This window comes from Streptomyces sp. AMJ-169, assembly GCF_055597585.1.
Window position 1 is genome coordinate 1 of record NZ_JBVLTJ010000004.1, and the last position, 14,536, is coordinate 14,536.

Genomic DNA, 14,536 nt, shown 5'->3' on the forward strand with positions numbered 1-14,536 from the left:
GCCTTCAAGACCACAACCGGGTCTTGAAGGCCGACGTCACGCGAGCCCCCGAAATAACCAACAGCGTCCCAACTCTGGTCCCAGGGAACCCCGTTGGAACAGGTGACAGGCCCAGAGGGCGGCACATGAGAAGACCGCGCCCGGTCACGAGGGACCTGGCGCGGTCTGCCGTACGGCTCAAGCGGTGGGGCGCTGTGGCTCAACTACCCGCTGTAAACCCCCACTTCATACAGCGAGTACCCCCACTGAGTCCCCCGCTCCACCCCCTGCACGCGTACATACCGTGCCGGAGTGCTGGTGAAGCGGGCTGTGTCCAGGCCGCCGTCTCCGGCTGAAGTGGACCAGGCTGTCGTCCAGTTGGTGCCGTCGGTCGACAGTTCGATGCGGTAGGACTTGGCGTAGGCGCGTTCCCAGTCCAGGGTGACCCGGGTGATGCGGTGGGTCGAGCCCAGGTCCACCTGCCAGGACTGGGCGTCGCTCCAATCGCTGGCCCAGCGGGTCGAGTTGTCGCCGTCGATGGCCCGGGAGGGCTGGTAGCTGGTGAAGGGGTTGGACTCCGAGGAGGTGGCGGTCGCCGTGCCGGTGCGGGCGAGGTTGACGCCCGCCTGGTGGGACTCGGTCCGGCCCCAGGTGGTCAGGTAGGACTGGGCGCCCCGGAAGAGGTCGTCCACCGCGTCCTGGCCGCCCACCTTGCGGATGTCCTCGATCCAGTCGGGGATCATGCCGGAGTGGGCGGCGCCGTCGGTGTTGATGTCGAAGGTGCGCCGGCCGGTGGTCTGGCGGTCGATGACCGAGCCGCCGTCGACGCTGGTGAAGGGGTACGTCACCTTCGTCGCCGTGTCACCGCGCGGACCGGGGTGGTCGCCGACGCCGTTGAAGTCGGTGCCGAAGCCGTAGCCGACGCCGTACTTGTCGCGCAGGGCGTTCGTGCGGTTGGCCTCCTTCACGAACTCCTGGGAGCCGTGCATGTATTGGGCGACGAAACCGCCCAGCCCGTAGACGCGGTCGGTCCAGTTGAGGTCCATCCAGCTGTGCGAGGACAGGACGCCGGGGTAGGAGGCGGACTCGAAGATGTCGAGGACGCGGGCGGTCGCCTTGACGCTCATGTGGTCGACCTCGAGCATCATCTTGCGCTGCATCATCCCGCGCACGGCGTACTCGCCGAGTTCGGTCAACCCCCGTTTGTTGCACTGGGCGTTGTCGTCGTACGCGGGGACGTCGACGCCGTCCGGCAGTTCGTCCTCGGCCTTCGACGCCGCGCCGTTGATGGGGTTGTCGTGCATCGCGGTGGTGCACTTCTCGGTCTGCCAGAAGGTGCCCGTGGACAGGAACTGGCCGACGTTGATGGCCGTTCCGAGGCCGCCCTCGTCGAAGCGGACGCCGCACAGCGCGTTGTCGAACTTGTGGCAGAGGAACATCGAGCGCACGCCGAGCCCGTACAGCTCGTCCAGTCCCTTGTCGATGTCGGCCTTGCCGCACTGCGCGATGTCGAGGATCTGCTTGCAGCCGAACGGCTCGGACGTCTCGACGCCCAGGATGACCGCCAGCTTGCCCGCCTTGATGACCTCGCGGGCCTGCGCGCTGTCGGTGACGATGCGGAACCAGCCCTTGCCGGTGCCGCCGTACTGCTTGTCGATGTACGCCTGGAGGTCGTACGTCAGCTTCGCCTGGAGGCGGATCGACGTCATCTCGTCGCAGGAGCGGTCCTTGAAGAAGTACACCGAGCAGATCACGCCGTTGGTGACCAGGTCGTTGACCAGCACCCGCTGTCCGCCGCGCCAGGCGCGCTCGATCCAGGCGTAGTAGTTGGCCTGGTGCGTCATCGAGTCGTACGCCGGCCAGTCCTTGAACGTGGGCCAGCCGACCGGGTCGTGGCGGCCGTCGCCGCCGTGCGTGATGTAGTCGAAGATCGCGAGCGTGCCGTCGGGGTAGTGCTCGGGGCAGTCCTTGAGGGCGTCCGCTATCCCCGCGTCGGAGTAGACCTTGCCGCAGATCAGCCGGCCGCCGAACGCCTCGTTGGAGAAGAGGTGGTTGTGCGCGTCGACGAAGCCGCGCACCTCTCCGGCCGCGTTCGTGCCGGTGAACGGCTCGCCGGTCACGTTGATCTGCGCGTCCGGCGCGGGCCGGTTCGCCGGGTTCCACCAGTCGGCGGCGGCGGCCGAACTCGGCGCCGGGCCGAGGGACATGGTGAGCAGCAGCAGGAGCAGCGACAGCAAGGTCACGCTTCTGCGTCTGGGGTGCGCGGGTCGGGCCATGGTCACGTGGGTTGTGCCCCTCGGGTCGGCGGGATGGCGCGCGGTCGGGCGGGCAGCCGGGTTGCGGCGCTTCCCTCACCGTCTCCACGGGATGGTCACGACCGTCGCAAGATCTTGAGGGAGAGGATCGCGACAGGGCATACGGATAGTCAAGACACGGGAAAGCCACGGTGGCTTGAACTGCCTTGGGCGGAAGGGTTTTTGACCAACCGGGCCGCAGCCTCCCGGCCGTTCAGCCCCGGTAACTGCGCAGCTTCCGGTACAGCGTCGCCCGTCCGATTCCCAGCGCCACCGCCGCCCGCGCCTTGTTCCCCCCGTGCCTCTTCAACGCCGCCAGGATCGCGGTCCGTTCGGCGTCCTCCATCGGGCTCAGCGGCCGGTGCGCGGGCCCTTCCCGTACCGCGTCCGGCAGTTCCGCCCGCCGCACCGGTCCGGTGATCCGCCGCCGCTCGGCCACCGTCCTTACGACATGGGCGAGTTCGGTCACGTTCCCCGGCCAGGGGTACCGCTCCAGCGCCCGCAGCGCGTCCAGGCTCCAGGTGAGCGGCGGCTGTCCCGGGGCCGGACGCGGGGCGAGCGAGGTGAGCAACTCGGCGATGCCCTCGGGGCGTTCGCGCAGGGAGGGCCGGGTCACCGAGCGCGGGGCGAGGACGTCGAGGAGCCGCTGGAGGCAGGGGCCGGGGGGTGTGCCCGGGGTGTAGGTGACCAGCAGAGGGGCCGTGGGGCTGTGCTCCAGAAGGGAGTTGAGGACGGCGACGTCCGGCTGGGCGAGGCGTTCGGCGTGCCGGAGGATCAAGGGGTGACCGTCCGTCAGATCGTCCAGAACTCCCCCCAGTTCACCCTCCGCCGCGTCCACCGTCCGTGCGTCGGGGGCGAGTCGGCGGGCCAGCGTGGTCTTGCCGGTGCCGCGTTCGCCGGTGATGAGCAGCGGGGGGCGTGTCGAGCCAGGTGAGGGCGCCTGGTGCGGCGCGGGCGCCGGGTCCAGGACGGCGACGACTCCGACGGTCACCTCGTCGTGTCGTACCGGGATCAGCTCCACGTCCCGGGCGGCGAGGGTCAGGCGGCGGGCGCGGGGGTCGTGCAGGGCCGCGTGTTCGAGGTGGTGGAGGTCTTCGGGGGTGAGGGCGCGGGCGGCGAGGTCGTCGACGAGTCTGCTGTGGCCGCCGAACGCGGCGACCGGGCGGCCGGCGGCGCGGGCGGTCAAGTAGGCGTCGAGGAGGGCGTGTTCGGGGGTGGGCGTGCGGGTGGCCAGTTCCGTCTCGATGGCGGCGGCGGTCGCCTCGGCGAGGGCGGCGGCGGGGTGGGGCACGCGGCCGGCGCGCAGCCGGGTCGCCACCGTGACCGTGCCTGCCGGGCGCGCGCTGCCCCGCAGCCGCAGCGGGGCGCTGACCGCCGAGATCTCCTGCCAGGCGTCGAGGAAGTGTTCGGGGCCGTGCACCTCGGCGCGGCGGCCGGTGGCCAGGGCGAGGGCGGCGCTGTTGGGGCCGACGCGTTCTTCGGAGAGGTCGGTGACCGGGTGGGTCTGCTCGGGTCCGGTGGCCCACAGGACGCGCAGGCGGGCGTCGGTGAGGACGAGGGCCGCGTCCGCGTCGAGGGCGGGGGCGAGGCGTTCCAGGACCGGGCCCGCCGTCTCCAGCAGCGGTGGGCGGCCGGGGGGCGGCGGCGCGGCGGCCACGACGTCGTGCCGGACGCCGTGGAAGCGGGCTCTGCGCCAGGCCGAGGCGATGTCCTCGGGGACGTCCTCCGGCAGGGGGCGGCCGGCCAGGAAGCGGGCGCGGGCGTGGCTCAGGTGAGTGAGGGGCGGGGGGTGTTCTGCGGTCGTCATGGCGGGTCCACCGTATCGGGAGCGGTGTCTCAATCCGATACACCCATGACGCCCCGTCAAGGTCCACGATCTTGGAGGATCACCACCCCCACTTCCCCAGCAACCCCCGGAGCATCCCCGTGCACACCGTCGCCCCCGACGTCACCACCGACGTCCTGATCGTAGGCAGCGGCCCCGCGGGCGCCTCCGCCGCGCTGGCGCTGAGCACCTACGGCGTACCGAACATGGTCGTCACCCGCTACGCGAGCCTCGCGGACACCCCGCGCGCCCACATCACCAACCAGCGCACGATGGAGGCGCTGCGCGACCTCGGCGTCGAGCAGGACGTGATCGCGCGGGCGACCCCGCAGGCGCTGATGGGCAACACGACGTTCTGCACCAGCCTCGCGGGCGAGGAGCTGGGCCGGCTGCGGTCCTGGGGCAACGACCCCCTCGTCCAGGCGGCGCACGACCTCGCGAGCCCCACGCGGATGTGCGACATGCCGCAGCACCTGATGGAACCGCTGCTGGTGGACGCGGCGATCGCGCGCGGGACGGTGTTCCGGTACAGCACGGTCTACAAGTCGTTCACGCAGGACGCCGACGGCGTGACGGTCACCGTCGAGGACCGGGTGCGCGGCGACGAGTACACGATCCGCGCGAAGTACCTGATCGGCGCGGACGGCGGCCGTTCGAAGGTCGCCGAGGACGCGGGGCTGCCGACGGCCGGGCAGATGGGCGTGGCCGGCAGCATCAACATCGTCTTCGACGCGGACCTCACGCGGTACACCGCGTACCGCCCCTCGACCCTGTACTGGGTCCTCACCCCGGGCGCGACGGTCGGCGGCATCGGCGCGGGGCTCGTGCGGTGCGTGCGGCCGTGGCGCGAGTGGATGGTCGTGTGGGGCTACGACGTCTCGGCGGGCGCCCCCGACCTGACGTCTGAGTACGCCGAGTCGGTCGTACGCAAGCTCATCGGGGACGACGAGATCCCGGTGACGATCAGGTCGTCGTCGGCGTGGACGGTCAACGAGCTGTACGCGGAGCGGTATGCGAGCGGGCGGGTGTTCTGCGCGGGGGACGCCGTGCACCGGCATCCGCCGTCCAACGGGCTCGGTTCGAACACGTCGATCCAGGACTCCTACAACCTGGCGTGGAAGCTGAAGCTGGTCCTGGAGGGCGCCGCGGGCCCGGAGCTGCTGGACAGCTACACGGCCGAACGCGCGCCGGTCGGCCGGCAGATCGTGACCCGCGCCAACCGGTCGATCGGCGAGACCGCCCCCGTCTTCGCGGCCCTGGACCTGCTGACCCCGCAGACCCCGGAGCAGCTGCACGCCAACATCGCCTCCCGCAAGGACGTCGGCGCCGGCGACCGCCGGGCGGCGCTGCGGGACGCGATCCGCTTCAAGGCGTACGAGTTCAACGCGCACGGCGTCGACCTGAACCAGCGCTACGCCTCCGCCGCGGTCGTCCCGGACGGCACCCCCGACCCGGGCTTCGCGCGCGACCCGGAGCTGCACCACCAGCCGTCCTCACGGCCGGGCGCGAAGCTCCCGCACGCCTGGCTGACGCGGGGCACCGAGACGCTGTCGACGCTGGACCTGGTCGGCAAGGGCCGCTTCACCGTCGTCACCGGCATAGGGGGCGACGCGTGGGTGCGGGCGGCGCGGGCGCAGAAGACGGAGGTCGCCGCGGCGGTCGTCGGCCCGGGCCAGGAGTTCGAGGACCCGTACGGCGACTGGGCCCGGCTGCGGGAGATCGAGGACTCGGGTGTGCTGCTGGTGCGCCCGGACGGGTATGTGGCCTTCCGTCACCCCAGCGCGGCGGAGGACGCCGAAGGGCTGCTCTCCGAGGCGCTGGGCCGGATTCTCGGGCAGGTCTGAGGAGTCAGTCGTATGAACACGCAATCCACGCGCGGCCTCACCGAAGCGGTCGTCGACAGCTTCGCGGGGACGGCCGATCCCCGGTTGCGGGAGCTGCTGGGGACACTGACGCGGCATCTGCACGACTTCGTGCGGGAGACCGGGCTGACGCTCGAGGAGTGGGAGCGGGCGGTCGGCTTCCTCACGGCGACCGGGCAGGCGTGCACGGACACCCGGCAGGAGTTCATCCTCCTGTCGGACGTGCTGGGCGTGTCGATGCTGACGGAGACGCTCAACGCGACGGCGGGCGGCACCGAGTCGACGGTCCTGGGCCCGTTCCACATGACCGAGTCGCCGGTGCGTGAACTGGGCGCCGACATCGACCTGTTGGGCACCGGCGAGGCGTGCGTGGTGAGCGGCCGGGTGCTCTCGGCGGACGGCACCCCGCTGCCGGGCGCGGCCTTGGACGTGTGGCAGGCGAGCGCCGAGGGCTTCTACGACGTCCAGCAGCCGCAGGTGCAGCCGCCGGGCAACGGGCGGGGGCTGTTCACGGCGGACGGCGAGGGGCGGTTCTGGTTCCGCACGTGTGTGCCGGACGCGTACCCGATCCCGACGGACGGTCCCGTGGGCGCGCTGCTGAAGGCGACGGGGCGGCATCCGTACCGGCCGGCGCACATCCACTTCATCGCCTCCGCCGAAGGGCACACGCCGGTCACCACGCACATCTTCGTCGCGGGCGGCCGGTACCTGGACTCCGACGCGGTGTTCGCGGTCAAGGACAGCCTGGTGCAGGACTTCGCGCAGAGCAACGACCCTGAGCTGGCGAGGGAGTTCGGGATGTCCGCGCCGTTTCGGCACGCGCGGTTCGACCTCGTCCTCGGCGCGAGGTGAGCGGCGTGGAGTTCGTGCACGACATGCCGGGTTCGCGGGTGGTCCTGCGGCCCGGCGCGGCGCTGTCGGCGACGCCGGGCGAGGTCGGACGGCTGGGCCTGGAACGGGTGTTGGTGGTGAGCGGGCCGCGCGGCGCCGGGGTGGCCCGCGAGGTCGCGGACGCGCTGGGGCCGGCGTGCGTGGGGCTGCACGACGGGGCGCGGATGCACGTGCCGGCCGACGTCGCGGACCGCGCGGTGGAGCTGGCGCTCTCGCTGCGCGTCGACAGCTGTGTCGCGGTCGGCGGCGGCTCGGCGGTCGGCCTGGGCAAGATCCTCGCGCTGCGCCTGGGCCTGCCGCTGGTCGCGGTGCCGACGACGTACGCGGGCTCGGAGCTGACCCCGGTGTGGGGCCTGACGGAGCACGGCGTGAAGCGCACGGGCCGCGACCGCGCGGTGCTGCCGCGCAGTGTCGTGTACGACCCGGAGCTGACCGTCGGGATGCCGGTGGCGCTGTCGGTGACGAGCGGGGTGAACGCGATCGCGCACGCCGCCGAGGCGCTGTACGCGCCCGAGGTGTCGCCGCTGGTGCGGCTGACGGCACAGGAGGGGGTGCGGGCGATGGCGGGGGCGCTGGCGGACGTCGCCGCCGCCCCGGCCGATCTGGGGGCGCGGGGGCGGGCGCTGTACGGGGCGTGGCTGTGCGGGGCGGTGCTGGGGGCGACCCCGATGGGGCTGCACCACCGGCTGTGCCATGTGCTGGGCGGCGGTTTCGGTCTGCCGCACGCCGAGACGCACACCGTGCTGCTGCCGTATGTTCTCGCCTACAACTCCCCTGCCGCGCCGGACGCGCTGGCGCGGCTGGGGCGGGCGCTGGGGTCGGCGGAACCGGTCCTGGCGCTGTGGGAGCTGTGCGGACGGCTCGGGGCACCTCGGCACCTCGCCGGGCTCGGGCTGTCCGAGGGGGATGTGGAGCGGGCGACGGAACTGGCCGTGGGGACGGCCGGTCCGAACCCCCGTGAGGTGACCGCGGACGGTGTGCGGGGCGTGCTGATGAGCGCGCTGCGCGGGGACCGTCCCCGGGTGCCGTGAGCGGGTCCCGCTCGCTGACGTTTCGGATTTCTTTCTCAGGAAGGTGACACACATGGCCCTCGGACTGCTCCGGCTCCGACGGCAGAAGGAGGCCGCCGCTTCTGGCCTCAACGTCGCGCTGCCGCCCGGCGCGGGTTCGGCCGGCTGGACGGTCGTCGACCCCGTGGACCAGCCGATGGGCGGGGTCGACGTGACGATCACAGCGCTCGACTCGCATCAGGTGGCCGCGCGCGGCATCACCGATCCGTACGGCTACTTCATGGCCGTCCTGCCGCCCGGCCGCTACAGCATGCTCGCGATCGCCGAGGGGCTGAACCCGCACCGGGAGACGGTCGACGTGCTCGGCGGGGTCAGCCGCGATCCGGCGGTGGTACGGCTCCAGCCGGGCCGTCAGCTGCCGCTGCCGCCGCCCGGCAGCTGGGCGTTCGACCCGCCGCACACCGCGATCCGGTTCATCGCCAAGCATGTCGGGATGGCGCATGTGCACGGCCGTTTCGAGCGGTTCGACGGGGCGATACGGGTGTCCCCGGACATGTCCGAGTCGCTCGTGCAGGTCCGCATCCACGCGGCGAGCATCACGACCGGCAACCACACGCGGGACACGCATCTGCGGTCGGCGGACTTCCTGGACGTCGAGCGGTTCCCGTACATCGACTTCCAGAGCACCCGCTTCGCCTTCAAGGGCGGCAGCAAGTGGACCGTGCTCGGCTCGCTGAGCATGCACGGGGTGAGCCGCTCGGTGTCCCTGGACACCACGTATCTCGGTACGGTCAACGGCGGCTACGGCGAGGAGCTGCGCTGCGCGGCCCTCGCGACGGCGGAGCTGCACCGCGAGGACTACACCCTCAACTGGCGCTCGATGCTGGCGCGGGGGATCGCGGTGGTGGGGCCGACGGTGCAGCTGGAGCTGGACGTGCAGGCGATGTACCGGTCGCCGGACATGCCCACACCGCCGGAGTAGGCCCGCCGGACCGGGCGGCCCTGTCGGGCGGGGCCGCTCAGTTCACCGAGGTCTCCGGACCCGCGATGGGGTCCGCCCGGACCTCCGCGTGCGCCATGAAGTCGCTGACCATCCGCCCGAACAGGACGGCGAAGCGCTGCCGGTCCTCGGGCGACCAGTCGGCGAGGGCCTCGTCGATGATGCCGTGGCTGGCCGCGCGCACCCGGCGGGCCGCGTCCAGGCCCGCCTCGGTGAGGTGGACGCGCTGGGCGCGCCGGTCGGCGGGGTCGGGGGTGCGCACGAGGTAGCCGGCCCGCTCCAGCTGGCCGAGCTGCCGGGTGACGTGCGAGGCCTCCACGGAGAGGCGGGCGGCGAGCACGCCCGGGCGCTGCGGCTGCGGGTCGCTGGAGAGGTGCCGCAGGAGGATCGCCGCCGCGCGGTCGAGGCCGACGCCGCTGACGAGCATCAGCGCCTCGTGCATCCGGGTGCGCCCGGCGAGATGCGAGAGCCGGGTGAAGTGCCGCTCGATCTCGGCGACCGCAGGGGCGGCGTGGGCACGGCTGGAAGGCGACATGACCCCACTTTAGCATTTAGTTGCCTAACTTAAGCAATGCAAGTGCATCGATTCGGCCGGATGCACCCCCGCCGCACATCGGCCGCGTGTGGCTTATTGAATGATCGATTCATCCTCACTACCATGCGCCGATGGATTCATTCACCCATGCGCTACGCAGACGACTCCCCCTGTCGCTGCTGCTGGCCCTAGGGCTGACCCTCCCGTCGCTCCCCGCGGCAGCCGCCCCCACCCCCCTCCCCCAGGTCTGGCCGACCCCCCGGCACATGACGGCCGGCCAGGGCTCCACCCCCGTCCCCGACCGCGTCGTCGAGGTCGTCGGCGCCCACACCGACCCCGCCGCCCGCAAGGCCGTCGAAGCGGTCCTGCGCGCCGCGGGCGCCGGTCACATCGTCACCGTGACCGCAGGCCACCGTCCCCCGCCCGCCGCGCTGACCGTCTACGTCGGCGGCCCGGCCGAGAACCCTGACACCGCCGCCGCCCTGCGCCGCCTGCACGCCCCCACCCCCGCAGGGCTGCCCGCCGAGGGCTACGTCCTGGCCTCCGGGCACGGCACCGTCGCCCTGTCCGGCGCCGACGCGGCCGGCACCTTCTACGCCGCCCAGACCCTCCGCCAGCTGATCACCGGCAAGCGCGTCCCCGACGTCACCGTCCGCGACTGGCCCACGGCCAAGCTGCGCGGCGTCATCGAGGGCTTCTACGGCACCCCGTGGTCGCACGCCGAACGCCTGGCCCAGCTGGACTTCTACGGCCGTACCAAGCAGAACGTGTACGTGTACTCGCCGAAGAACGACGCCTATCTCCGGGCCCGTTGGCGCGACGAGTACCCGCCCGCCGCGCTGGCCCAGCTCAAAGAGCTGTCCGACCGGGCGCTCGCCAACCACGTCCGCTTCACCTACGCCCTCTCCCCCGGCCTGTCGGTCTGCTACTCCGCGCAGTCCGACATCGACGCGCTGGTGAAGAAGTTCGCCTCGCTGTACGCCATCGGGGTGCGGTCCTTCGCGATCCCGCTGGACGACATCAGCTACACCAAGTGGAACTGCGCCGCCGACGAGAAGCGGTTCGGCACCGGGGGCGGCGCGGCCGGCTCCGCCCAGGCCTACCTCCTGAACCAGGTCTGGGCGGCGTTCACGCCCGGCCGCTCGGGTCTGTCCCCGCTGGAGATGGTCCCCACCGAGTACTCCGACCTCGCCGACTCCCCGTACAAGAAGGCCCTGCGCGAGCAGCTGGACCCGGGCGTCGTCGTGGAGTGGACCGGCGTCGGCGTGATCGCCCCGACGATCACGGCGGCCCAGGCCCGGCAGGCGCGGACGGTGTACGGGCATCCGATCCTGATCTGGGACAACTACCCGGTGAACGACTACGTCACCACCCGCCTCCTGCTCGGCCCCTACGTCGGCCGTGAGCCAGGGGTCGCGGGCGAGGTGACCGGGGTGACCGCCAACCCGATGATCCAGGGCGAGGCCAGCAAGCTCGCGCTGTTCACGTCGGCGGCCTACCTCTGGAACCCGGAAAGCTACGACCCGGCGGCCGCGTTCACGGCGGCCGTGCAGGATCTCGGCGGCCCGGCGGCGAAGTGGCTGCGGATCTTCGCGGAGAACAACTACTCCTCCCGGCTGGACGCCACCGAGTCGCCCGCGCTGACGAAGCTGATCGCCGCGTTCCACACCGCCTACGAGCAGGACAAGGGCCTGGAGAAGGCGACGGCCGCGCTGCGCGGCTACTTCGCCGACATGGCCGCGACCCCGGCCCAGCTGCGCGCCCGCCTCGCCAACCCCGGTTTCCTGAAGGAGACTTCGGCCTGGCTGGACAAGCTCGGCGCCTACGGCCAGGCCGGTTCGACAGCTGTGGACCTGCTGCTCGCCAACAAGCGCGGGGACGCGGGCGCCGTGTCGACGTACTGGAACCGGCTCCAGGGCGAGCGCAAGGCGCTGGACGCGGTGCCGCAGCAGGTGTCGCCGGGGGTCATGGACCAGTTCCTGTACCGGACGGTCCTGGAGAACGCCCCCGACCCCGGCGTCGACGCCGCTTTCACGCCGACCGCCGTGTCGTTGAAGCCCGGTGGCTCGGCGACGGTGACGCTCACGCTGTCCGACGCGCGCTCCACCGCCGGACAGACCGTCGACTGGAAACTGAGCGCGCCCGATGGGGTCAGCGTCTCTCCGGCCAGTGGCAGCACGGTCGTTCCGGCCGGCGGGCACGCCACGGCGACGGTCGAGGTGACGGCCGCCCCGGACGCCTCCTTCGGGGTGCGGTCGGTGACGGTCTCCGGCGCGCTGAGCCGGGCCCTGCCGGTCCAAGTCACCGACGGCAGCGGCACGTATCGAGCGCTGACCGCCGACTTCAGCGGGGCGGCGGTGAGTTCGGTCGACCTCTCGGCCAAGCAGCACACCGACATCAAGGTGGGCGCCAACCCCGGTGAGGTCGTGGTCAGTTCGGACGGCCGCACCGCCTACGCGGCGAACCAGGGAGCCAACTCCGTCAGCGTCATCGACGTCCCCTCCGCGACGGTCACCGCCACCGTCCCGGTCGGCCGGGTCCCCTCCGGGCTCGCGCTGACGCCCGACGGCAAGACCCTCTGGGTCGCCAACTACACCGACGCGACCGTCCAGCCCGTCGACACCGCCACCCGCACGGCGGGCGCGACGGTCGCGGTCGGCAAGAACCCCGAGAACATGGCGATCACCCCGGACGGCGGCACGCTGTACGTCGCCGCCCTCGGCAGCAACACGGTCACCCCGGTCGACCTGACGACCCGCACGGCGGGCAAGGCGATCCCGGTCGGCCCGCGCCCCTTCAACGTCGTCGTCTCCCCCGACGGCAGGACGGCGTACGTCTCCAACTCCGGCGGCTCGACGGTCACCCCGATCGACACCGCCACGCACGAGACGAAGCCGACCCTGCTGGTCAAGGGCCAGGCGTACGGCCTCGCCCTCTCCCCCGACGGCCGCACCCTCTGGGTGAGCGCCAGCAACGGCGACACCGTCACCCCGGTCGACACCGTGACCGGCGCCCCGGGCACCCCGGTGACCGTCGGCAAGGCCGCGTTCGACGTGGCGTCCGACTGGAACGGCGGCACGGTGTACGTGACGACGGCCGACGCGAACCTGCTGGTCCCGGTGGACACGAAGACCGGCAGGGCGGGGACGGGGCTGGCGACGGGGGCGTATCCGCTGGCGGCGGTCATCACGGGGGTGCCGGTGAAGTAGACAGAGAAGCTCCCCCGGAAGAAACCTTCCGGGGGAGCCACCTTCAGTTCGCCCTAGCTGGCGGTCCGGCGGATCCGTCCCTCGTACCGCCGCTCCAGCTCCAGATTCCCCTCGAACCCCCCGGGCACGTTCGCCGACACGTACACCGGCGGACGGTCGCCGGAGGCGACCAGCTGGCCCGCCGCCTCGGCGACCGCCATCTGCACCAGCATCACCCCGGTCAGCGTGGACAGCGCGCACACCGCCCCGCCCCCCGGCAGCGGCAGCAGCGCGTCCCCGCGCGGCGCCGCGTTGTCGAGCACCACGTCCGCCAGGTCCGCCAGCTTCTTCCCGCTGGGGTGCTTGGCCGGGACGGTGTTGGTGTGCGCGAGGGAGGTCAGCGCGAGGAGCTTGTGCCCGCGCTCCTTCACCCGAAGGGCCATCTCCACGATCACGTTGTTGACGCCGGAGTTGGAGACGACGACGAACAGGTCCTGCGGCCGGGGCGCGGCGAGGTCGTACAGGCGCCCGGCGAGCCCCGGTTCGCGCTCCAGCAGCGGATCGTCGAGGCTGCTCGGGTCGGCCCCGCCGAAGAGGACGAGGTCGGCCATGCTGAGCCGGTTGGTCGGGACCAACCCGCCCGCGCGGCCGGCGAGTTCGAGGACGAGGGCCTGGGAGTGGCCGGTGCCGAACGCCTGGATGACGCCGTCGGCGCGGACGCAGTCGGCGATGAGCGCGGCGGCCCGGGTGACATCGGGGCCGGCGGTCTCGGTGAGGCGGGTGAGGACGGTGAGGCCCTCGTGCGCGAAGCGCGCGGCGGTCACCGGCTCGATCTCGTTGGCGGACTCGACGGTCACCTTGAACACTCCCCACTGGTGGATTGAACCACCCTGTAATACGAGATAGGTGAATCAATAAACCATAGACCCGGTGTCAGCGGCAATGAGCGGGTCCTGGTATTCATCCGACGCGCACAAAGGTGGCTGGTACCTTCTCCTCATGCCCACGACCGACGTCACCACGCTCATCCGCACCGAGCTGCCGAGACTGGCCGGCTCCCTGAGGAAGGTCGGCGAGCTGATCCTGGAAGATCCGGCCGCCGTCACCCATTGTTCGGCCGCCGAACTGGGCCGGCGCACCGGCACCTCGCAGGCGACGGTGACCCGTTTCTGCCGGGCCATCGGCCTGGACTCCTACCAGCACCTGCTGATCGCGCTGGCGCAGGAGCGCGGCCGGGACGAGGCCTCGGCGTGGGGCACCGCGGAGATCGGCCCGGACATCTCCCCGGACGACAGCCTGGAGCGGGTCGTGCAGGTGGTGGGCACCGCCGATCTGCGGGCCGTGCAGCAGACCGTGGACCGCATCGACCTGGACGCGGTGGAGCGGGCGGCCCAGGCGCTGGCGCGGGCCCGCCGGATCGACGTGTACGGCGTGGGCGGCAGCGGGGCGGTGGCGCAGGAGACGGAGACGCGGCTGTTCCGGATCGGCTGCGCGGTGCGCGCGTGGACCGAGGTGCACGGCGCGACGACGTCGGCGGCGCTGCTCACCCCGGCGGACGTGGCGATCGGGATCTCCCACTCGGGGACGACCCGGGAGACGCTGGAGCCGCTGGAACTGGCCAAGGAGCGCGGCGCGACGACGCTCGCGCTGACCTCCGACCCGCGCTCCCCGCTGGCCCGCGCGGCGGGCGTCCGCCTCATCTCGTCCACCTCGGAGACCAGCTTCCCCACCGGCATCATCGGCGCCCGCCACTCGGTCCTCGTCCTCATCGACTGCCTGTACGTCCGGGTCGCGCAGCTCACCTATCAGCGGGCGAGCGCGTCGCTGGCGCTGACCGACCACATCGCGGGACGGCACACGGTGAAGGCGCGGCGGCGGCGCTGAACCGCCCGTTCTGCATGAATGAGCCATCACAAGTACCCGCACATGGTTGATTGAACCATCCGGCGATG

General features: G+C 72.1%; 10 protein-coding genes. 6 read left to right on the forward strand and 4 right to left on the reverse strand.

Features of this window, described 5'->3' with window-relative positions:
• Positions 1 to 203 precede the first annotated feature (203 nt).
• A complete protein-coding gene (locus ACYUD3_RS11085; RefSeq protein ID WP_470967445.1) occupies positions 204 to 2,255 on the reverse strand; it encodes a discoidin domain-containing protein in 2,052 nt (683 codons plus the stop codon).
• A gap of 232 nt (positions 2,256 to 2,487) precedes the next feature.
• Positions 2,488 to 4,080, reverse strand: coding sequence for a helix-turn-helix domain-containing protein (locus tag ACYUD3_RS11090; RefSeq protein WP_470967448.1), 1,593 nt, complete (start codon positions 4,078 to 4,080; stop codon positions 2,488 to 2,490).
• 119 nt (positions 4,081 to 4,199) lie between these two features.
• Between ACYUD3_RS11090 and ACYUD3_RS11095 the strand changes: the two genes are divergently transcribed.
• From ACYUD3_RS11095 to ACYUD3_RS11110, 4 genes are read left to right on the forward strand one after another with little or no spacing between them, the layout of a single operon-like run.
• Positions 4,200 to 5,942, forward strand: coding sequence for an FAD-dependent oxidoreductase (locus ACYUD3_RS11095; RefSeq protein ID WP_470967450.1), 1,743 nt, complete (start codon positions 4,200 to 4,202; stop codon positions 5,940 to 5,942).
• Between the two features lie 12 nt (positions 5,943 to 5,954).
• Complete coding sequence (locus ACYUD3_RS11100) at positions 5,955 to 6,812, forward strand: dioxygenase family protein (RefSeq protein ID WP_470967452.1); 858 nt, start codon at positions 5,955 to 5,957, stop codon at positions 6,810 to 6,812.
• Between the two features lie 23 nt (positions 6,813 to 6,835).
• The gene (locus tag ACYUD3_RS11105; protein ID WP_470968467.1) at positions 6,836 to 7,882 is read left to right on the forward strand and encodes a maleylacetate reductase; all 1,047 of its coding nucleotides are present in this window, start codon (positions 6,836 to 6,838) and stop codon (positions 7,880 to 7,882) included.
• 52 nt (positions 7,883 to 7,934) lie between these two features.
• Entirely contained in the window at positions 7,935 to 8,843 is a 909-nt protein-coding gene (locus tag ACYUD3_RS11110; protein WP_470967455.1) for a YceI family protein, read from the forward strand.
• Positions 8,844 to 8,880: 37 nt separating this feature from the next.
• Here the strand turns inward: ACYUD3_RS11110 and ACYUD3_RS11115 are convergent, their stop codons facing one another.
• Entirely contained in the window at positions 8,881 to 9,396 is a 516-nt protein-coding gene (locus tag ACYUD3_RS11115) for a MarR family winged helix-turn-helix transcriptional regulator (protein ID WP_470967457.1), read from the reverse strand.
• Between the two features lie 131 nt (positions 9,397 to 9,527).
• Between ACYUD3_RS11115 and ACYUD3_RS11120 the strand changes: the two genes are divergently transcribed.
• Positions 9,528 to 12,605: a beta-N-acetylglucosaminidase domain-containing protein gene (locus tag ACYUD3_RS11120; RefSeq protein WP_470967459.1), complete on the forward strand. Its 3,078-nt coding sequence runs from the start codon at positions 9,528 to 9,530 to the stop codon at positions 12,603 to 12,605.
• A 53-nt stretch (positions 12,606 to 12,658) separates the two neighbouring features.
• Here ACYUD3_RS11120 and ACYUD3_RS11125 read toward each other — a convergent pair whose 3' ends face one another.
• Positions 12,659 to 13,441 (reverse strand): sugar isomerase domain-containing protein, encoded by a 783-nt coding sequence (locus ACYUD3_RS11125; RefSeq protein WP_470967462.1) that lies wholly within the window; start codon positions 13,439 to 13,441, stop codon positions 12,659 to 12,661.
• A gap of 142 nt (positions 13,442 to 13,583) precedes the next feature.
• Between ACYUD3_RS11125 and ACYUD3_RS11130 the strand changes: the two genes are divergently transcribed.
• A complete protein-coding gene (locus tag ACYUD3_RS11130) occupies positions 13,584 to 14,468 on the forward strand; it encodes a MurR/RpiR family transcriptional regulator (RefSeq protein WP_470967464.1) in 885 nt (294 codons plus the stop codon).
• The last annotated feature ends 68 nt before the right edge of the window (positions 14,469 to 14,536 follow it).